Here is a 19064-nt window from a genome sequence, read left to right as displayed (position 1 = left end):
TGCCCTGGCCCCGGCGCCTGCCCCGGCCCCGTTCCCGGTCCTCGTCCCGGAGGTGCGTTGCCCGGCGGGCAGCTGCGATCCCTGTGCCTGCCCTGGAGCCCGGACCTGTCCCTGACGCGCGCCGATCGCGTGCCCGTTCCTGGTCTTCGTCCCGGAGGTGCGTTGCGCGGCGGGCAGCCCCGCTACCTGTGTCCGCCCTGGAGCCCGGACCTGTCCCTGACGCGCGCCGATCGCGCGTCCGTTCCTGGTCCTCGTCCCGCAGGGGCGTTGCCCGGCGGGCAGCCCCGCTACCTGTGCCCGCCCCGGACCCCGTACCTACCCCGACGCGCGCCGACCACGCGCCCGCCCCCGGGCCCGGCCCGGACCCCGTACCGGCCACCACCTCCGGAAGGAACCGCGTCATGACGCGTCACCGCAGCCCCGCCGCTCTCGTCGGCGCGGCCACCGAGACCGCCTTCGAGATCACCTTCGACGGCCGGACGCTCAGCGCGCTGCCCGGGCAGTCCGTCGCCGCCGTCCTCTGGTCCGGCGGTGTCCTCGCCTGGCGCACCACCCGGGTCGGCGGCCGGCCGCGCGGTGCCTTCTGCGGCATGGGGCAGTGCTTCGACTGCCTCGCGACCATCAACGGTCGCCCCAACCGCAGGGCGTGCCTCGTACCCGCCCGGCCCGGCGACGCGATCACGACGCAGGAGGGGGAGGGGCATGCCGGACTCGCCGTCTGAGGAGGCCCGCGCCGTACCGCGCGACGGCGCCGACGCCCCGGCGCCCGACGAGCGCTCGGTGCCGTGCGACGCCGCCGAAGGTGTGGCGCCCGGTGACACCCGCGCCGTGCGCTACGACCTGGCAGTGATCGGCGCCGGATCGGCCGGGCTCGCGGGTGCCGTCGTCGCCGATCGGCTCGGGCTCTCCGTCGCCCTGCTGGACTCCTCCGGAGAGGTCGGCGGCCAGTTCTACCGGCACCCCGCCCCCGCCCTCGGCGCCCGCAGGCCCGAGGCCCTGCACCACGACTGGGGCGCCTTCGCCCGGCTCCGCCGCGAGCTGGCGGCCGGCGGCGTCGTCCACCTCGCCGGGCACCACGTGTGGGCACTCGCGCGCGACGCGGAGCTGTGGGCCGTGCACGCCGTCACCGGCGCGGACGGCGACGACGAGCGACCCGTGTGCGTACGGGCCCGCGCGGTCCTGCTCGCCACCGGCGCCGGCGAACGGCAACTGCCCTTCCCCGGCTGGACGCTGCCGGGCGTGGTGGGCGCGGGCGGCGCCCAGGCCATGCTGAAGTCCGGCCTCGCGCTGCCGGGGCGGCGGATCGTGGTGGCGGGCAGCGGCCCCCTCCTGCCCGCCGTCGCGGCCTCGCTCGCCGCCGCGGGCGCCCGCGTACCCGCCGTCGTGGAGGCCTCCGGCTACCTCCGCTACGCCCAGGACCCCGCGGCGCTCGCCGCGAACCCCCGCAAGTTCGCCGAGGCCGCGACGTACGGCACGGCCCTGCTGCGGCACCGGATCCCGCTGCGTACCCGCAGCGCGGTCACCGAAGTCCACGGCCGCGACCGGGTGGAGGGCGTGACGGTCTGCCGCCTGGACCGCGACTGGCGGCCGCTGCCCGGGACGGCCGGGCGGATCGACTGCGACGCGCTTGCCGTGGGGCACGGACTGGTCCCGCAGATCGAGCTCGCCATCGGAGTCGGCTGCGCGACCCGGCGCACGGAGGACGGCGCGCACGCCCTCGTCCTCGACGCGCTCCAGGAGACCTCGGTACGCGGGCTGTGGGCGGCGGGTGAGACCGGGGGTGTCGGCGGCGCCCGACTCGCGCGGGTGGAGGGGGAGCTGGCGGGGATCGCCGTGGCCGCCCGGCTACGCGGACGGGAGACCCTCGTCCGTGGGAGCCGCGCCCGCGCGCTGCGGCGCGGCCGTGCCCGGATGCGGGCCTTCGCGACCGCCATGGCCCGCGCGCACGCCCCAGGACGCGGCTGGACCGAGTGGCTGGACGACGCGACCGACGTGTGCCGCTGCGAGGAGGTCACCGCGGGCGCCGTCCGCGAGGCCGTCCGCGACTACGGCGCCCGTGACGCCCGTACCGTCAAGCTCCTCACCCGCGCAGGCATGGGCTGGTGCCAGGGCCGGATGTGCGGGGCGGCCGTGGCCTGCCTCGCATCCCCCGCAGGGACGGAGAGCACGGGCGAGGCGCCGACACCCGCACCGGAACGCCGCCCGCTGGCCGTCCCGGTGTCACTGGCGGCACTCGCGGCCCTGCACCCCGACGAACCACCGGCCGAGGACGAACCCCACCCGAGGTGAGTGCCAGACCCCGCCGCACCATGCCCGCCACCCAGACAGCACCCCACCGACCCCGCGGCCCCGCTCTACCGCCTTTGCTCCACAGGTCACGTCCCACAGGTCGCGCTCCATCGCTGCCGCTCCACCGCTCATGCCCCACAGATCGCGCCCCACCCGCTCATGCCCCACCCGCTCATGCCCCACAGACCACGTGCCTCCGCTCACGCCCCAAAGACAACTCCCCCTCGCCTCCCACGAACCACGCCCCACAGACCGCACCCCCCGAAGGGACCTTCATGACCACCCACGCCACCCCCGACGGTCACGCCACCCCCGGGGCCACCTGGCAGCCCGACCGCCCCTGGCGCGGCATCATGGTCGCCACCGCGCTGCCGCTGCGCGCCGACCTCTCCGTGGACCACGACGCCTACGCCGAGCACGTCCGCGGGCTCATCGACGGCGGCTGCGACGGCGTCGTCCCCAACGGCTCGCTCGGCGAGTACCAGACCCTGACCGACGAGGAGCGCGCCCGCGTCGTGCGCACCGCCGTCGAGGCGGCCGGTGACGGCGCCCGGGTGATGCCAGGAGTCGGCGCGTACGGCAGCGCGGAGGCACGCCGCTGGGCCGAGCACGCGGCTGAAGAGGGCTGCGGCAGCGTCCTGTTGCTGCCGCCGAACACCTTCCGGGCGGACGCCGGGGCCGTCCGGTCCCACTACGCCGAGGTCGCCCGGGCAGGCGTGCCGGTCGTCGGCTACAACAACCCCTTCGACACGAAGGTGGACCTCACCCCCGACCTGCTCGCCCGGCTGCACACCGACGGCAGCATCGTGGCCGTCAAGGAGTTCAGCGGCGACGTGCGCCGGGCGTACGAGATCGCCGAACTCGCCCCGGACCTCGACCTGTTGATCGGCGCCGACGACGTACTCCTGGAACTCGCCGTCGCCGGTGCCGTCGGCTGGATCGCCGGATATCCGAACGCGTTCCCCGTAGCTTGCGCCGAGCTGTACCACGCGGCAGTCGACGGTGACCTGAAGCGGGCCCTGCCGCTGTACAGGTCCCTGCACCCGCTGCTGCGGTGGGACTCCAGGACGGAGTTCGTGCAGGCGATCAAGCTGTCCATGGACATCGTGGGACGGCGCGGCGGCCCGAGCCGCCCGCCCCGCTCCCCGCTCACGGGAACGGCGGAGTCAACCGTCCGCTCGGCCACCGAGAAGGCCCTGGCCGAAGGGCACCGCTGACATGCGTACCCGCCACGTCTACCACGCCGTCGACTCGCACACCGAGGGCATGCCCACGCGCGTCATCACCGGCGGCGTCGGGGTGCTCCCCGGCGCCACCATGGCCGAGCGCCGCCTGCACTTCATCGAGCACCGGGACGACCTGCGCACCCTGCTCATGTACGAGCCGCGCGGACACGCCGCCATGAGCGGCGCCGTCCTCCAGCCGCCCACCCGCCCCGACGCCGACTACGGCGTGCTGTACATCGAGGTCTCCGGCCTGCTCCCGATGTGCGGGCACGGCACCCTGGGCGTGGCCACCGTCCTGGTCGAGACCGGCATGGTCGCCGTCACCGAACCGGTCACCACCGTCCGCCTGGACACGCCCGCAGGCCTCGTCCGCGTCGACGTACGGGTCGAGGACGGCGCCGCGAGGACGGCCACCCTCACCAACGTGCCCGCCTTCTGCGCGGGCCTCGACCACAAGGTGCGGGTGCCGGGGTACGGCACGGTCACCTACGACCTGGCGTTCGGCGGGAACTTCTACGCGTTCGTGCACCTCGACGCGCTGGGCCTGCCGTTCGACCGCGCCCGCAAGAACGAGCTGCTCGCGGCCGGACTCTCCCTCATGGAGGCGGTCAACGCGTCCCCCGGACGCCCCGTCCACCCCGAGCGGCCCGACATCGCCGGGCTCAAGCACGTCTATCTGGCCGCCCCCGGCTCCGACGCCCGGCACTCCCGGCACGCCATGGCGATCCACCCCGGCTGGTTCGACAGGTCCCCGTGCGGCACCGGCACCTCCGCGCGGATGGCGCAGCTGCACGCCCGCGGCGAGCTGCCCCTGAACCAGGACTTCGTCAACGAGTCCTTCATCGGCACCCGGTTCACCGGCCGCCTCACCGGGACGACCGAGGTCGCCGGGGTGCCGGCCGTCGTACCGCGCATCACGGGCCGCGCCTGGATCACCGGCACCGCCCAGTACTTCCTCGACCCCGACGACCCCTTCCCCGGAGGTTTCCTCCTGTGACCGCGACCGTGGCCCTGGTGGAATCACGCAACCCGGCCGACCCCGAAGACCTTCTCGTCCAGACCCCCGCCCCGGGGGCGTTCGCCGCCGTCGACACCGTCGAGCGCGCCCGCGACGCACAGCCCGGCCGGCACCGCGAGGGTGCCGCGGCCCGCTCCGCCGCGCTCACCGCTGTCGCCGCCGCCGTCGAGGCGGCCGCCGGTGAACTCGCCGACCTCGCCGTGCGCGAAGTGGGCAAGCCCGTCACCGAGGCCCGCGCCGAGGTCGCCCGTACCGCCGCGATCCGGCGGTACTACGCCCAGGCGCCCTACGAGCCGACCGGTACCGTCCACGACCCGGCCGCCGGGACCGGGCCGCTGCTCACCCGACGCCGCCCGCACGGGGTCGCCGGGCTCGTCACCCCCCACTAAGGAGTCAGGACACGGCCCCCGCGAACAGGGCCGCGCCGCCCTGGAGTTCTCTACCTCCGAGCGCACCTACACCCTGGGCCCGGCACGCGAGGCGGACCTGACACAGGAGCCCGGTAAGGCAACGTGACATTGTACGCTGGTGATCCCCTCGGCCACGGGGACGCGGGGCACGAAGGGAACACCACGGGCATGGGGCACCTCAAGCAGCGCAACCTCATCACCACCCGGGAGCGCCTGCGCGACCAGGTGGCACACGCCCTGCGCGCCGCGCTGATCTCCGGCGAACTCCAGCCCGGGCAGGTGTACTCCGCGCCCGGCCTCGCCGAGGACTTCGGCATCTCCGCGACGCCCGTGCGCGAGGCCATGCTCGACCTCGCCCGCGAGGGCTTGGTCGAGCCCGTCAGGAACAAGGGTTTCCGCGTCACCGAGGTCGACGAACGCGACCTCGACCAGTACTCGGAGATCCGCATGCTCATCGAGGTGCCGATGGTCGGCAGGATCACGCGCAGCGCCGCCCGCGAGGACCTGAGGGCGCTGCGACCGGTCGCCGAGGAGATCGTACGGGCCGCCCGCGAGCACGACCTCATCGGCTATCTGGAGGCCGACCGCCGCTTCCACCTCTCGCTGCTCGCCCTCGGCGGCAACGACCGGCTCGTGGAGACCGTCGGTGATCTGCGCAAGCGCTCCCGTCTGTACGGCCTGACCGCCCTGGACGAGGGCGACCGTCTGATCCCGTCCGCCGAGGAGCACATCGAACTGCTCGACCTGATGATCGCGGGCGAGGCCAAGCGGGCCGAGAAGTGCATGCTGCGGCACCTGGGACATGTGCGCTCCCTATGGGCCAAGGACGCGGTCCGCCGCTGAACCCGCCGAGCCCCTCGCACCCGTCGAGCCCGCCGAGTCCGCAGCATCCCCCGAACCCGGCGGACACGGCGTGACCAGGGGCGTACGCGAAGCTGACGCGCGCGTGCGCGCACCCCTACTGCCACCGGCTCGCAGTTGTCAGACGTCTCTGTCGCGCACTAATGTCACCACGCCTTGGTGAACGGGAAATCGGTGTGATGCCGGTGCGGCCCTCGCCACTGTGATCGGGAAGTCCGGCTCCAGCCTCACGGCAGCCACTGGGCGCACACGCGCCCGGGAAGGCGGAGCCGGTCGGTACGACCCGTCAGCCAGGAGACCGGCCAAGGCGCGTTGTCCATCCACGAGGTGCTGGAGAGGGTCTGCTGAGCCATGCACATAGCCGAGGGTTTCCTCCCACCGGCGCACGCGATCGCCTGGGGCGTAGCGTCCGCGCCGTTCGTCGTCCACGGAGTCCGCTCGCTCACCCGTGAGGTCAAGGAACACCCGGAGAGCACACTGCTCCTGGGGGCCTCCGGTGCCTTCACGTTCGTTCTGTCCGCCCTGAAGATTCCGTCCGTGACGGGCAGTTGCTCGCATCCGACGGGAACGGGCCTCGGGGCCATCCTGTTCCGGCCGCCGATCATGGCGTTGCTCGGCACCATCACGCTGCTCTTCCAGGCCCTGCTGCTCGCCCACGGCGGGCTCACCACCCTGGGCGCCAACGTCTTCTCGATGGCGATCGTCGGGCCCTGGGCCGGATACGCCGCCTACAAACTCCTCAAACGGTACGAAGTGCCGCTCATGGTCGCCGTGTTCTCCGGTGCGTTCGTCGCCGACCTGTCGACGTACTGCGTCACCAGTGTCCAGCTCTCCCTGGCCTTCCCCGACCCGGGCAGCGGCTTCCTCGGCGCCCTCGGCAAGTTCGGCGGCATCTTCGCCGTGACACAGCTTCCCCTCGCCGTCAGCGAGGGCCTGCTCACCGTCCTGGTGATGCGCCTGCTCGTGCAGTCCAGCAAGGGCGACCTGACGCGGCTCGGCGTGCTCGTGCAGAGCAAGCAGCAGGGGTTGCGTACGGATCGGTACGGGACCTCCGAGAAGCCGGTGATGATGGAAAAGCCGGAGAAGCCGGAGAAGCCGATGACGTCCGAGAGCCCGGAGAATCCGGTGAACCCGGAGAACCCGGAGATCTCGGCGAAGTCCGAGACGGGGGCGAGCGCCTGATGAACCGGAACACGAAGATCAATATTCTGCTCGTCGTCATCGTCGTCGCCCTCGCGGTGCTGCCCCTGGCCCTCGGTCTCGGCGACCACAAGGACGAGCCGTTCGCGGGCGCCGACGCCCAGGCGGAGACGGCGATCACCGAGATCGAGCCGGACTACGAGCCGTGGTTCACACCGCTGTACGAACCGCCGTCCGGCGAGGTCGAGTCCGCGCTCTTCGCCCTCCAGGCAGCCATCGGCGCGGGTGTGCTCGCGTACTACTTCGGGCTGCGCAGGGGCCGCCGCCAGGGCGCCGAGCGCGCGCCGGCACAGGAGGCCGCCCCCGCGGGGAGCGCCACCGAAGCGGAGGACGCCCGTCCCCGGACCGAGCGGGTCTGACCCGGAGTGCTCCCCATCGACGCGGCGGCGCACAGCAGTCGCTGGCGCCGCCGCCACCCCGTGGACAAGGCCGTCCTCGGCCTCGGCCTCACGGTCCTCGCCATCTCCCTGCCGCCCTGGCCGGGCGCCGCCCTCGTGCTTGCCGTCGCGCTCACGCTGCTGCTCGGCCCGGCGGGCGTGGGGGCCCGCCAACTGTGGCGCGCCTACCGCGTACCGCTCGCGTTCTGCGTCACCGGCGCCCTGACCCTGCTCGTGCAGATCGGCGGGCCCGGAGGGGTCGTCACGTTCGCCGACGGCGGCCCCGCACGGGCGGGCGGCCTGCTCCTGCGGACGTCGGCGGCCTCGCTCGGCGTGCTGCTCTTCGCGTTCACCACACCGATGTCGGACCTGCTGCCCCGCCTGGTCGGGGCGGGCGTGCCGGCGCCGGTGGTGGACGTCGCCCTGGTGACGTACCGGATGAGCTTCATGCTCCTGGACTCCATGAGCCGCGTCCGGCAGGCCCAGGCCGCCCGGCTCGGCCACACCACCCGGGCAGCGGCCTGGCGCTCCCTCGCCGGTCTCGGCGCCACCGCGTTCGTGCGCGCCTTCGACCGGGCGAGCAGGCTCCAGGCCGGGCTCGCCGGACGCGGCTACGACGGGACGCTGCGCGTGCTCGTGCCCGAGGTCCGCGTCTCGCGGGGCTTCGTGGTGGCGAGCGCGGCGCTCCTCACCGGCGTGGTGGCCCTCACCCTCGTACTGGAAAGGTTTCTGCCATGAGCGAGCCGGGCGCCGCTCCGCACGGGGCTGCCCCGCCCCTGGTCGCGCTGCGCGGCGCGTCCTACGCGTACGAGGACGGGCCCACGGTGCTCAGCGGTCTGGACTTCGACGTCGTCGAGGGGCGTGCCGTCGCGCTGCTCGGGCGCAACGGCAGCGGCAAGACGACCCTGATGCGGCTGCTCAGCGGCGGTCTGCGCCCGGACGCGGGCACCCTCGGCGTCGAGGGCGCCCCCGTACGCTACGACCGCAAGGGCCTGACCCGGCTGCGCACCACGGTGCAGCTGGTCGTGCAGGACCCGGACGACCAGCTCTTCGCGGCCTCCGTCGCCCAGGACGTGTCCTTCGGGCCGCTGAACCTCGGTCTGCCCGACGCCGAGGTCCGCTCCCGTGTCGCCGAGGCGCTGGCCGCGCTCGACATCGGCGAGCTGGCCGACCGCCCCACCCATCTGCTCTCCTACGGCCAGCGCAAGCGGACCGCCATCGCCGGGGCCGTGGCGATGCGGCCCCGCGTACTGATCCTCGACGAGCCCACCGCGGGACTCGACCCCGACGGCCAGGAGCGTCTCCTCGCCACCCTCGGGCGGCTGCGGGACAGGGGGACGACCGTGCTCATGGCGACCCACGACGTGGACCTCGCCCTGCGCTGGGCCGACGACGCGGCGCTGCTCACCCCCGAGGGGGTGCGCACGGGGCCGGTGGCGGAGATGCTGGCCCGGCGCGACCTCCTGGCCGGGGCGGGTCTCGGCCTGCCGTGGGGGATCGCCGTGGCGGAGCTGCTGCGGGCGCGGGGGCTCCTGACGGGGTCGGACGCGGGGCCCCGCACTCCGGACGAGCTGGCGGCGCTCGCCGCGCGGACGGTGCCCGGGGGGTGAGGTGCCCCCGGGGGGTGCGCGGTGCCTGGTGCGCGGGCGCTGACGCGGTCGCACTCCATCCCCTGACGCCGACGCCATGGGGCGTCCGATCCGTGCGCAGTCCACAACTAAACAGACAATAGTGACTAATTGCCCTAGACTGGTCCGAGGGTGGGCGCCACTGGACAGAGTGGCGACGTCTATATGAGGAGGCACTGATGCTTGCTCAGCACACACCGCTTCTGATCACTCCGACGGACACATCGGCGCTCAGTACGGCCATGGTGGAGCCCGAGGCGGTTCTGAGCGATGCGCCGACGTACGCGCCGGAGGCCGATGCGACACTGCTGCTCGCGGCACTCCTTTCGCCGAAGCAGCCGAAGGAGCCGAAGGGCAAGTGAGTCCCGATCGGTCGCAGGCCGCGTATGCCGCGTCGGCGGCTGACCTGGCTCTCCGTGCCCTCGACGCCCTGCGTGGCGTCGGGGGCACTGCCATGGTCGCCGACCATGTCGAACAGGCGGACGACCCCAAGGCGGCGCTGGCCGCCGTCCGGATCGTCGGCGCCGACCTCTTCGCCCCCTGTCTCCTGGCCGACGCGGCGTTCCAGCCGGCGGACGCGGCGGCCGTCGCCCAGTCCTTCGCGGTGTTCCCGCCCCCGGTCAGCACGCCGCCCCCGCCCCCGGAAGGGCCCGCCGAGCCCTGGCTCGCCGCCTGGCGGGACTGGGCCACGGCGGCGCTGCTCGCCCGGTTCGCGGGTACGGGGACGAGCGGACCCCACACCGCCGGTGCGGCGGCGGACGGTCCCTCCGCCGACGACGGGGGCCCCGAATCCGCCCTCGCCACCGACATCGGCGGCGCGCTCGCCCCGCAGCCAGGCGTGGCTCCCGAGCCGGAGGAAGCGGACGGCGCGGGCGTGGGTCCCACCGGCGCTTCCGTGCCCGACGCCACCTGGCAGACCTGGTCCGTGCGCATGGGGCAGCTCTCCCCGCTCGCCCTGCCCGGACTCGACGGGCCCGTGCACACCACGGCTCGCGCCGCGCCGCTGGCCCTCGCGCGAGGTGCCACACGCGCCGTGCTGCGCCGGGACTTCCCCACCGCCGCCCGCATCGCGCGCTGGCTCGCCCTGCTGGCCGCGGAGGGCCGGCGCCTGCCTCTGGACCCGGTGCCCCTGGTCGTACACCTCGGCCTGCACGGCGGCGGCCCCCGCCTGGCCCTCGACGTCGCCATCGCCCGGCGGCTGCTCGCAGTGGAGGACGCATGACGTCATCCGTGACGCGCACCGCGCACGAGGTGAGCACGCGGGCCCTGGCCTGGCTGCACGCCCACCGCGAGCGCGGCGCCCTGCCCGCCGACGTCACCGCGGAGCTCGGTGACCCCAACGGCGTCTACAAACCCCTGGGCGAGACCGCGCTCGCCGCCTCGATCGTGCTGCGGGAGGCGGTCGCGGGCAGCACCGAACTGCGCCTGGCCCGCGAGCTGGTGGACTTCTGCTGGCGGCAGTTCCGCGAGGGCGACATGCTGTACGAACGGCAGCTGCGGTTCTCGCTGATGACCGACCCGCTGGAGTCGTACGCCCCGTTCGCGCGCACCGGCCTGCGCCACGAAGCGCTCGACGTCCTGCTCGCCCACACCAGCGCGCTGCGTTCCGTCCGCAGTGCCGAGAGCGTGCCCAACCGTCGGCTCGCCGTCGCCAACGCCGCCCGCGTCGTGGGCCTCGACCGGGGCGGGCGTGCCTACGACTGGGCGGCACTGACCCGGGCGACGTGGCTCGGGGCGACCCCGGAGCCCTGGCTCATCGACTGGATGACCGGCTACTGCGTCACCCACACGGTCTTCCACCTCACCGACTGGGGCGCCCGCCCGTCCGGCCTGCCCGAGGACCTCGCCGACTACGTGAGCACCTGGTTGCCGGTGTGGATCGACATCTGGGCCGAGATCGAGCAGTGGGACCTGGTGGCCGAACTGATGATCGTCGGCTGTTGCCTGCCGCAGCCGTACTGCACGTCCGCGGACTGGGAGCGCCTCGCCGGGGCGCAGCACGCGGACGGCCTGGTCCCGCGCGACGGCGACCCGGTCCCCGACGACCCCGACGAGCGCTTCACCGACCACCAGCACACCGCCGTCGTCGCCGCCGTCGCGGGCACCCTGGCGGTGTCCCGCACCCTGGGCGACACGGCGCGACGCCTGTGAGCGCGCACGGGGAGCGTCCCGGGGCGGCGGGCGCGGGCCCAGGCGACCCCGCCTGGGCGGACGGCCTGCTCGGAGACCTGCGTGCCGCCGCACCCGGGGCGAGCGCCGTGGCCTTCTCCGCCCGGTGCGGTTCCGCACGCGTCGTCCTCGCCACCGGCGACACGGCGCTGCGCGGCGGTGTGCCTGCCGACCCCGACACGCGCTTCGAGATCGGCTCCCTCACCAAGACGTTCACCGCGCTGCTCCTCGCCGAGATGGTCGCGCGCGGTGAGGTGGCCTACGACGACCCGGTCACCCGTTTCCTGCCGAGGGCCGCGGCCCCACGCCCCCGCGGCGCCCCCATCACCCTCCTCCACCTGGCCACCCACACCTCGGGCCTGCCCCGCCTGCCGTCCGGCCTGAGGCGCCGCGGCATGCCCACCTGGTTCAGCAACCCCTACGCCCCTTACTCCGCCGACGACCTCTACCGCGCCCTGGCCCGCACCCGCCCCCGAACGGCCCCCGGCACCCGCGTGCACTACTCCAACTTCGGCGTCGGACTCCTGGCCGACCTGCTCACCCGCGCCGCCGACGGCCCGGGCGACGGCGCCTACGGCAGGCTGCTCGCCGACCGCGTACTCGACCCGCTCGGCCTGACCCGCACCGACTGCGCCGCGGACCGGCCGCAGGCCACCGGGTACTGGCACCGCAGGGCGCGCCCCGCCTGGGAGATCCCCGCGCTGCCCGGCGCGGGAGCGAGCCGGTCGAGCGCCCGCGACCTGCTCACGACCCTGGACGCCCTCCTCGACCCCGCCGCGGTGCCACCCGGCGTCCCCCGCACCCTGCGCACCGCACTCGCCGACGTCACCATCCCCCGGATCGCCCTGCCCCGCACGGGCGACCGCATCGCCCTGGTCTGGAACATCCGCCCCCTGCCCGGCCGCGACCTCTACCACCACTCCGGCGGCACCAGGGGTTTCACCACCTTCGCCGGCTTCAGCCCGCAGACGGACGTGGCACTCGCCGCGCTGGCCAACACGCACCCCGCACGCAGCGGCGCCTTCATCCAGCGCGCGTACCTCGCGCTGTGGACCCTGGCGAAGGACACCGCGGCCGCATCCTCTCCCGGCGCGCACCCGGGGCCCCATACGTAGGCCCCCGCCCCTTATCGCGCGGGTCAATGGAAGGCGGGGATGCCGAACCGGGCGTGATCAGACACGCCAGTGGCGGATCCGTTCGGCGCAGGTGAACACGTCCGCTCGGCCGGCCCGTACCTCGTGGGCGAGTTCGATGAAGCCGCCGTAGGGCTCGGCGAGTCCCTCGCCGGAAGCCTGCATGTAGGCGATCGCCACGAGGGCGGCGAAGGTGGGGTTGCGCGCGGGCAGCGGGCGGACACTGACGATCTCGTGGAACAGCGCGGCCGCACGCCACGAAGCGTCGGGCAGGTACCCGAGCTTGGGCGTGTTGACCTTGTGGCGGGCCACCGCGGCGACCAGACCCGAGAAGTCGCTCACGTCGAGGGCCTTGGGAAGGAACTCGGCCTGCTGCTCCAGGAGCCACGCCACGTCGACGTAGAGCTCGGGCGGCATCGCTCAGGCGGCCTTCGACCCGGAGCGGTCAGCGGCGTCGGGTTCCTCGTCGGGAAAGGCGGCCGCGAACTCCTCGACCAGGCCGGACTTCATCAGCTCCCGGAAGCGGGCCGCCGCCAGTTCCAGACGCGGGTCACGCTCCGCAGCTTCCGTGAGCAGTGCCGTGACCGTCGTCCGCTCCGCCTCGGCACGGAGCTTGAGCCGCTCGGCCGTCTCCGGGCTCACCCGGATGGTGATCTTCTCTGTCTTCTCACCCATACGCCCCACTGTACGGCACGTGCCATACAGAGGGCGGGAGCCCGGCGGCACGCGTACGGACAGATGCCCGGTCAGGAAGATCGCGGCGCCACGCTGCGCGAGGCCCGAGCTGGGCGAGCCGGGAAGCTTCTGCGTCGGAGCGCGGGGCGGGCCCGCGCCGGGCCTGCGCGATGCGGCTCGTCGTCCGCTTGCGGGGCCGGTTGGCTCCTGGTGCGTAGGCGTCGTGGTCCTTGCGTCCTTCGCCGTCTCCCGCCGCCGGCCGACACCGGGCGGGTTCTGGCCAGTGGGGCGGGGCTGAGCGGCTGGGGCACCGGTGGTGGGGGCGGCAGGAGCGCGGGGGCCGGGGTGGTGGTGGACCTGCCGCCGGGCGTCCTGGCTGGTCGTGGCGGCGGATGCGGCGACCTCGGGGGTTGGCCGCTTCGGTACGTGGTGGCGACCGGTATCGGGTGCGAGGCTGCGGCCGTCGACGACGGCGCACCGGGGGCCGAGGCCGTGCGGTGCTCGCGCGGGTGCGCCGGGTGCTCGCGCGGGTCCGCGGGGTCCGAGCGGATCGTCGTGCCGCACGCCCGGTATGTGGGCGGGCGTGTGTCCGGGCTGCGGCGTCGTGCCTCGCTGAGCCAGTCCCGACCGGCGGGGCTGCCGGGGCGGCGCCGGGCGGAGAGGGGAATCTCCATGTCACACATCCGTGTTCCCGCGAGAGCGGACGCAAGGGACGGCGGAGCGTCGGCGAGACCGCGCCGGGGCGGTCCGCTCGGTCGACCGGCCGGGCGGTTGCTGACCGCCACGACGGCGCTCGCGCTGGCCGGTGCGGGCCTGATCGCGCTCGCGCCGCAGGCTCAGGCCGCCACGACCGTGAACTTCTCCTACACCGGCGGCGCCCAGTCCTTCGTTGTGCCTGCCGGGGTGAGAACCCTCAGCGTGGACGCCTTCGGCGCCCAGGGGCAGGACGGGCGCTCGGACGGCGGCGCGGGCGGTCTGGGCGGACGGGCCAGGGCCGACCTGACGGTCACGCCGGGGCAGACCCTGCAAGTCAACGTCGGCGGCACCGGCGGCTACGGCGGGGCGGGGACCGCCGGCCGCGGCGCGAGCTCCTACCTCGACGGGGGCGCCGGAGGGGGCGCGTCGGACGTGCGCACCGGCGGCAACGGCCTGGGCGACCGGCTGCTGGTGGCCGGAGGCGGCGGAGGTGGCGGCAACCGGATCGGCAGCAGAGACACCGTCATCCCGCCGGGCGGCAGCGGAGGCGGCACCAGCGGCACGGCCGGGGCCGACGGGACCAACAGGGCCATCGGCGGCGGCGCCGGGAACGCCGGTGCGGGCGGGGCCGCGGGCACCGGCTTCGACGACGACGAAGACGGCCAGGGCGACGGAGGCGGTGGCCGGTACGGCGGAGGCGGCGAAGGCGGCAGCCCGTGGTCCAACCGCGGCTTCCACGGCGTCGGCGGAGGTGGGGGAGGCGGCGGCTGGTACGGCGGAGGTGGGGGAGGCGGCACCATCTCGTACGGCTTCGGGTACCACGAGGACTCCGGTGGTGGCGGCGGAGGCAGCGGACACGGCCCGGCCGGAACCGTCTTCGACACCGGCGTACGCTCCGGCAACGGCGCGCTGAGCATCACCTACACCGGTACCGCTTGACCGTCACCTACACCGGTGCCGCCTGAGCATCGCTCGCACCGGTGCCGCCTGAGCAGTGCCGGGTGGGGTTCGGGTGGGGCAGCCTTCCCGCGGCAACGGGAAGGCCCTGATCCAGGACAGGTGCAGCAACGAAGCTGACGCCGTGTCTATTACCGCGCGCCCGCTGCCCATCGCGCAAGGGGAACAGGAACTTTGCTTCTTCCGGGCCACCTTGCGCACATGTGGCCGATTGGACGTCGCCCGCAATGTTCCCGAACTGATCGTTCGTCTCGCCAACAGGGGGAGGGGCGACCCATGCTGGCTTGCGGTTCCTGAGGGGCGGGGGCGCCGGCAAGTGCCGCAGGAGCTGATCCATGGACAGGAGCACGACGATGACGTTGACGACGAAGGAGCCTGATGTCCAGGCGACAGACACACCTGCGGATGGCCGGAATATCTGCCCGGCCTCCGCACGCCCCCGCCCGCACGACAGCGCCTTACGGCGCTCCTTATGGGGACCGTCACGCGCAGCGGCCGCCACGAGTGTCGGCGGCGACGCCGGGGGAGCGTAGGGCCGTCGAACCGCTGACCGTGCGCTGCGGCGCCCTCCCGGCCTTTTGGGAGGCCTCGGGGGAGGAGGCTCGGTGAGCGCGCAGCCTCCTCCGAAAGGCGCACGCCCGCGGCCCGGCCGCAAGCTGGGCCCGATCGCCGAAGGCACCAAACCTGCCCACCGGGCCTGGCTGGAATCGCTGCGTGACGCCTACTACGACAGCGGCCTGACCTTCAGCCAGCTGCAAAAGGAAGCGAACCGACCCCGCTCGAAGATCTCCGAACTGCTGCGGGCCGTCGGCCGCTACCCCCGATGGGAGATCACCCGGGACCTCCTGGTCGCCCTGCGACTCCCCGACCCGGCGCTCACCAGGATCCGCGCCCAGTGGGTGCGCGCCGCCCAGGAGGCCGACAAGCGCATCAGCTGGATCCACAAGGCGCTCTCCAAGGAGCGGGGAAACGACGTCCTGTTCAGCCGACCCTCCCTGGACTACCTGGCCTTCCGCGACACCTACCGCACGCGCTACCTGGCCTACGCGGCCACGTTCCTGCGCCGGCCCGGTGAGGCCAGGCAGTCCGTCGAGGACGCCCTGTTCCTGCTGCTGATCCTGTGGCAGGACGCGCTGGCCAGCGAGCGCCCCGAACAGCTCGCGTGGAAGCTCCTGCGCCAGACCGTCATGGAGCGCACTCCGCACTACGACGGTCACCCGGCACTCGCGGAGGCCGCCCTCCTCACCCGCGCCCAATCCCAGGCCACCGACCCGATCGCCCAGCTGTGCCAGACCCTCGACCTCTTCGACGCCATCCGCCGCCTGCCCGACCTCCACCTCGACGTCACCGTGCTGCTGCACCTGCGCGGGATGCAGGACAGCGACGTCGCCGACGTGCTGGGCATCCCCAGCGCAACCGTCCGCGCGGCAGACCGGCACGCCAAACGCCACCTGACGGCCATGCTCCGCTCCACCACCCAGGAGGGACACCCCGGTGACCTCACCGATTGACGAGTTGCTCGCGGGCGCCTTGATGCTCGACGACACCACCCCGCACGACGCGGCACCGCCACAACCGACGCCGCACCTCACCCCGGCGGCCGCCGATGCCGCGGTCGACCCACTGCGCCAGGCGGCCGACCGGGACCTGCGGGTCCTGTGCGAAGCAGTCGTGACCGCCACGCCCCTGAGCTGCGTGGGCGACTTCCTCACCGACACCCTGCCCACCCCGGCGGGCGCGCTCGTCCTCGGCTGCATGCTGGAGCTCAGCAACAGCGCGCACACCGCCCGCTTCCTGTGGCAGTATGCCGCGGGCGCCGGAGAGACCTCGGCCGCCGCGGCTGCCTACTGCCTCTACCTGCACCACTTGTCCCTGGGCGAGGCCAACGAAGCTGCCTGGTGGAAGCAGCAGACCCCTGATGCCTCGCTGCCCGCCGGCGGTCACGACAGCCAACCGGAACCAGAGGTCCGCTCCGACCGCGGACGGCCGCTGCTGAAGCTGGAATGGCCCATCGAACCCCCCAGGGTCAGCGTGTCGGCAACGCTGCGCATGCTCAACATCCTCAAGGCGACCACGAAGTCCTCGCGGCGGTCCTGGCCACCAACCGTCGTGACCGTCATGGAGCTCACAGCCCTCGCGGTTCGCTTCGTCGACGACGACCTCGAACTCCCCCTCCCCTTGCACGACTTCGGGGAACGTATCCGACGCCTGACCGCCCCGGCGCCGGAGACCGCCGCCCATCACGGCCTTCCCGCCCGGCCCGCGCAGTCAACGGCCTGGCGCCCCGGGCCCTGGCAGCGCCACCCCACCTACCGGCCGCGCGGGCGTAACAATCGCGCCTACACCGTCGAGTACAACCTCAAGACGTGCGACGCGTGCTGACCTTCGGGTGGACGAAGGCCAGGCGCGCGTGCAGTGGATCGCGTGTGCGTCCCACGCCAGTGAGGCGCAGCCGGACCGCGCGTCACTCCGTCGCTACATGACGGACGAAGGAGAAAGAGGGGGAGTCCGTCACTCGGCCGCCGGTTCCGAGGTCGTCGGCCGAGCGGACTCCCCATCGAAGACGCTCAAATTTAAGGACACGTCCATGAACAACCCTGTCTCCAGTCCCCTTGCCGCACAGGCGGACACCGACACCGCGACACCTTCGATTCGACGACGCCGCACGGCCCTCGCGCACCTGATACGAGGCGCCTGCTACGGGATCGGCAGTGGGATCGTCGGCCTCGGCTTCTTCGTCCTGGAGCGCCTCCTGTGAGGAGCACACCACTCGTTCCGGCAGCCCCAGCGATCGTGCGGCGTCACCCCCCACACCGCAGATCATCCCGCAGTCTCGGCCTGACACCCGGAGTTCAGAGAACATTGCTAAGCACGTACGACCGTGCGCACCCACCCACGGGTGCCTCGTCGAACCCCAGGAGTCCCACGTGCCCAAGACCCGCAGCCGGAGCTACTCCCACAGCCGCAACCACTCACACAGCCGGCGCCAGACCCGGAGCCTGAGCGTCCTCGCCCTCGCGGCAGCCCTGGCCGCACCCCTCGCGACCGCACCCGCGCAGGCCCACGCGCCCCGCGAGCTGCCCGCCCTGACGCCCCGGGCCGAGACGCAGCCGCTGTACGACGACGAGGCGGGCGGCAACGCCGACGCCGACGACCCGGCGATCTGGCGCAACGCCGCGCAGCCGGGCCGCAGCCTGGTCGTCGCCACGGCCAAGGAGGGGGGCCTTCGCGTGTACGACCTCGGCGCGCGGCAGATCCAGTCGGTCCCGGCCCCCGCGGGCCCCACCCCCGGCGACGCCCCCGGGCGGTTCAACAACGTCGACCTCGTGCACGGGCTCAAGCTCGCCTCCGGCCGCGCCGACCTCGCGGTGACCAGCGACCGCGGGAACGACCGGCTGCGCTTCTACCGCATCGACCCCGACCGTCCCGGCGGCCCGCTCACCGACGTCACGGACCCCGCCGCCGCCCCCGTCTTCTCCGGCAGCCAGGACGAGATCAACGAGCAGCGCACCGCCTATGGGCTCGCCACCTGGACCGACCGCGCCACCGGCCGCTCGTATGCGCTCGTGAGCAGGCGCGAGCAGACCCGCATCGCCCTCCTGGAGATCCTGCCGGGCCGGTCGGGCACCGTCGGCTACCGCAAGCTCCGCACCCTGGACCTGCCGTCGTCCTTCCGCCTTCCCGACGGCACCTCCTGGACGCCGTGCGCGGAACCGGGCCAACTGCCGCAGGTCGAGGGCATGGTCGTGGACCCCGCCGACGGCACGCTGTACGCGGGCCAGGAGGACGTCGGCATCTGGCGGCTGCGCGCCGACCTCACCGGCAGCCCGGAACTCGTGGACAAGGTGCGTGAGTACGGCATACCGGGCACCTACGACGAGGAGACCGACGAGTGCGCGCCGGGCGCCGACCCCGGCTTCGGCGGCAAGCGGCTTGCCGCCGACGTCGAGGGCCTCACCCTGGTCACCGAACCGGACGGGGACGGCTACGTCCTCGCCTCCAGCCAGGGCGACGACACCTTCGCCGCGTACGACAGGGAACGCGGCGACGACAACGAGTACGAGGGCGGCTTCCGCGTCACCGCAGCCTCCGCGACCCTCGACGGCTCGCAGGAGTGCGACGGCGCCGCCGCGCTCAACGCCCCGCTCGGTGCCGCCTACCCGCACGGACTCCTCGTCGTCCAGGACGGCGACGAGACGCCCCGGGACGGGGGCAGGGAGGCCACGAACTTCAAGTTCGTGCGGCTCGACGACGTGCTCGACGCGCTCCAGGACTGAGCGCGTCGCGCCCGCGCCGTCACCGTGGTGAGGGGCGCCGGCGGCCTCCCGGCGCGGGCGGCCGCCGGCGCCCCGCGGGAACGGGCCGGGGCCCGCGGGGTCAGGCGGTGGGGCGCCGCAAACCCGACCGGGTAAGGCTATCGTTGAA

Annotated in this window: 19 protein-coding genes, 2 pseudogenes and 1 riboswitch; of the genes and pseudogenes, 19 read left to right on the top strand and 2 right to left on the bottom strand. The window is 73.8% G+C overall.

The window, feature by feature from the left end:
• Positions 1-401: 401 nt before the first annotated feature.
• The 14 genes and pseudogenes from ACH4DX_RS20510 (at position 402) to ACH4DX_RS20445 (ending at position 12293) form a co-directional block, all read left to right on the top strand.
• A complete protein-coding gene (locus ACH4DX_RS20510; RefSeq protein WP_398156148.1) occupies positions 402-722 on the top strand; it encodes a (2Fe-2S)-binding protein in 321 nt (106 codons plus the stop codon).
• A complete protein-coding gene (locus tag ACH4DX_RS20505) occupies positions 703-2289 on the top strand; it encodes an FAD-dependent oxidoreductase (protein WP_398156147.1) in 1587 nt (528 codons plus the stop codon). Before ACH4DX_RS20510 ends, ACH4DX_RS20505 begins: the two co-directional genes overlap by 20 nt.
• A 275-nt stretch (positions 2290-2564) precedes the next feature.
• Positions 2565-3506 carry a dihydrodipicolinate synthase family protein gene (locus ACH4DX_RS20500; protein WP_398156146.1) on the top strand — a complete coding sequence of 314 codons (942 nt, stop codon included), beginning with the start codon at positions 2565-2567 and terminating at the stop codon, positions 3504-3506.
• A 1-nt stretch (position 3507) separates the two neighbouring features.
• Complete coding sequence (locus ACH4DX_RS20495) at positions 3508-4512, top strand: proline racemase family protein (protein WP_398156145.1); 1005 nt, start codon at positions 3508-3510, stop codon at positions 4510-4512.
• Between the two features lie 8 nt (positions 4513-4520).
• A pseudogene (locus tag ACH4DX_RS20490) lies at positions 4521-4916 on the top strand (aldehyde dehydrogenase family protein); the annotation flags it as partial.
• Between the two features lie 195 nt (positions 4917-5111).
• Positions 5112-5786: a GntR family transcriptional regulator gene (locus ACH4DX_RS20485; RefSeq protein WP_398123019.1), complete on the top strand. Its 675-nt coding sequence runs from the start codon at positions 5112-5114 to the stop codon at positions 5784-5786.
• Between the two features lie 158 nt (positions 5787-5944).
• A riboswitch (cobalamin riboswitch) is annotated at positions 5945-6126 on the top strand.
• A 29-nt stretch (positions 6127-6155) separates the two neighbouring features.
• Positions 6156-6824: pseudogene (locus tag ACH4DX_RS20480) on the top strand (energy-coupling factor ABC transporter permease); the annotation flags it as partial.
• A gap of 161 nt (positions 6825-6985) precedes the next feature.
• Positions 6986-7363 carry an energy-coupling factor ABC transporter substrate-binding protein gene (locus ACH4DX_RS20475; protein WP_398122955.1) on the top strand — a complete coding sequence of 126 codons (378 nt, stop codon included), beginning with the start codon at positions 6986-6988 and terminating at the stop codon, positions 7361-7363.
• 6 nt (positions 7364-7369) lie between these two features.
• Positions 7370-8119 (top strand): cobalt ECF transporter T component CbiQ, encoded by a 750-nt coding sequence (gene cbiQ, locus ACH4DX_RS20470; RefSeq protein WP_398156144.1) that lies wholly within the window; start codon positions 7370-7372, stop codon positions 8117-8119.
• Positions 8116-8991, top strand: a complete 876-nt coding sequence (locus ACH4DX_RS20465) for an energy-coupling factor ABC transporter ATP-binding protein (protein ID WP_398156143.1) — start codon at positions 8116-8118, stop codon at positions 8989-8991. Before cbiQ ends, ACH4DX_RS20465 begins: the two co-directional genes overlap by 4 nt.
• A gap of 197 nt (positions 8992-9188) precedes the next feature.
• Positions 9189-9371 (top strand): hypothetical protein, encoded by a 183-nt coding sequence (locus tag ACH4DX_RS20460; RefSeq protein WP_398122952.1) that lies wholly within the window; start codon positions 9189-9191, stop codon positions 9369-9371.
• Positions 9368-10231, top strand: a complete 864-nt coding sequence (locus ACH4DX_RS20455) for a hypothetical protein (protein ID WP_398156142.1) — start codon at positions 9368-9370, stop codon at positions 10229-10231. Before ACH4DX_RS20460 ends, ACH4DX_RS20455 begins: the two co-directional genes overlap by 4 nt.
• Complete coding sequence (locus ACH4DX_RS20450; protein WP_398156141.1) at positions 10228-11160, top strand: DUF6895 family protein; 933 nt, start codon at positions 10228-10230, stop codon at positions 11158-11160. The genes ACH4DX_RS20455 and ACH4DX_RS20450 overlap by 4 nt, the downstream gene beginning before the upstream one ends.
• Positions 11157-12293, top strand: a complete 1137-nt coding sequence (locus tag ACH4DX_RS20445) for a serine hydrolase domain-containing protein (protein WP_398156140.1) — start codon at positions 11157-11159, stop codon at positions 12291-12293. The genes ACH4DX_RS20450 and ACH4DX_RS20445 overlap by 4 nt, the downstream gene beginning before the upstream one ends.
• A gap of 57 nt (positions 12294-12350) precedes the next feature.
• Here ACH4DX_RS20445 and ACH4DX_RS20440 read toward each other — a convergent pair whose 3' ends face one another.
• Both ACH4DX_RS20440 and ACH4DX_RS20435 read right to left on the bottom strand, forming a co-directional pair.
• Positions 12351-12728 carry a toxin Doc gene (locus ACH4DX_RS20440; protein ID WP_398156139.1) on the bottom strand — a complete coding sequence of 126 codons (378 nt, stop codon included), beginning with the start codon at positions 12726-12728 and terminating at the stop codon, positions 12351-12353.
• Positions 12729-12731: 3 nt separating this feature from the next.
• Positions 12732-12986, bottom strand: coding sequence for a hypothetical protein (locus ACH4DX_RS20435; RefSeq protein ID WP_398156138.1), 255 nt, complete (start codon positions 12984-12986; stop codon positions 12732-12734).
• A 771-nt stretch (positions 12987-13757) separates the two neighbouring features.
• Here ACH4DX_RS20435 and ACH4DX_RS20430 point away from each other — a divergent pair.
• From ACH4DX_RS20430 to ACH4DX_RS20410, 5 genes are all read left to right on the top strand, one after another.
• The gene (locus tag ACH4DX_RS20430) at positions 13758-14621 is read left to right on the top strand and encodes a hypothetical protein (RefSeq protein ID WP_398156137.1); all 864 of its coding nucleotides are present in this window, start codon (positions 13758-13760) and stop codon (positions 14619-14621) included.
• 623 nt (positions 14622-15244) lie between these two features.
• A complete protein-coding gene (locus tag ACH4DX_RS20425) occupies positions 15245-16150 on the top strand; it encodes a sigma-70 family RNA polymerase sigma factor (protein ID WP_398122945.1) in 906 nt (301 codons plus the stop codon).
• Entirely contained in the window at positions 16134-17021 is an 888-nt protein-coding gene (locus ACH4DX_RS20420) for a hypothetical protein (RefSeq protein ID WP_398122944.1), read from the top strand. The genes ACH4DX_RS20425 and ACH4DX_RS20420 overlap by 17 nt, the downstream gene beginning before the upstream one ends.
• 205 nt (positions 17022-17226) lie before the next feature.
• The gene (locus ACH4DX_RS20415) at positions 17227-17397 is read left to right on the top strand and encodes a hypothetical protein (RefSeq protein ID WP_398156136.1); all 171 of its coding nucleotides are present in this window, start codon (positions 17227-17229) and stop codon (positions 17395-17397) included.
• 241 nt (positions 17398-17638) lie between these two features.
• Positions 17639-18916, top strand: coding sequence for a phytase (locus tag ACH4DX_RS20410; RefSeq protein WP_398156232.1), 1278 nt, complete (start codon positions 17639-17641; stop codon positions 18914-18916).
• Positions 18917-19064: the final 148 nt, after the last annotated feature.

The sequence above is a fragment of the Streptomyces sp. NPDC017940 genome (assembly GCF_044328435.1).
In the GTDB taxonomy this organism is placed as follows: Bacteria; Actinomycetota; Actinomycetes; order Streptomycetales; family Streptomycetaceae; genus Streptomyces.
Note: the sequence above shows the minus strand (reverse complement) of the source record. Positions and strands in the feature narration are given on the sequence as shown.